Origin of the sequence: Rhodococcus sp. H29-C3 (assembly GCF_030063405.1) — a bacterium.
Lineage (GTDB): Bacteria > Actinomycetota > Actinomycetes > Mycobacteriales > Mycobacteriaceae > Rhodococcoides.
Genome location: NZ_JASITC010000070.1, coordinates 1 through 649, shown reverse-complemented (window position 1 = coordinate 649; position 649 = coordinate 1). Strand labels below are relative to the sequence as shown.

General features: G+C 59.6%; 1 pseudogene. It reads left to right on the top strand.

The features are described from left to right. Positions 1-129 precede the first annotated feature (129 nt). A pseudogene (locus QMK32_RS25215) lies at positions 130-309 on the top strand (VOC family protein); the annotation flags it as partial. Positions 310-649: the final 340 nt, after the last annotated feature.

The following is a 649-nucleotide window of genomic DNA, read 5'->3' as shown; positions in this document are numbered from 1 at the left end:
CGCAAACACCCTGGTCAACAACCCCACCGACACCACATCCGACAACCGACGATCCGAGACCGGCTTCACCCATCCACTACGAGGCACACCTCACCCTACCTCAACAGACACTAACTGAACGGTATTGAGGCTAAGGGGATCTACGGTTGGATCATGCTGGCCACCAAAGACGTCGACGACGTGTTTGACCGGGTTCAAGCAGCCGGCGCCGAAGTCATTCAAGAGCCGACAGACCAGCCCTACGGTATGCGTGACTGTGCTTTTCGTGATCCCGCCGGCAACACGGTCCGTATTCGGCAGGCGGACTGAGACGTGGCCGCCTGTCGGCTCACTTCCGATCCATTCGAGTCCCAGAAGAGTTGAGCGCCAACAGTTAAGGGGTCAGGGGCTTTCGGTATATTCTGGCTCGGACACTGGATGTGTCACCGCTATGCGTGTCGTGTCTTTGTAGTCGGCGGTGCCGGGGTGGGTGGCCATTGTGTTGGGAGCACGTTCGCGGGTTTGGTGACGGCAGGCGATGGTGTATGATCCGTCCCGGCATTTCCGGAGGGCTCACTGTGTGAGTGCCTCCTCCGGACTGAGGATGCGCGTCCGATCGTAGTGGAGTTGCTCGGCGTGGTCGGGTGTGAGGTCATGGCAGTAGCTGTGG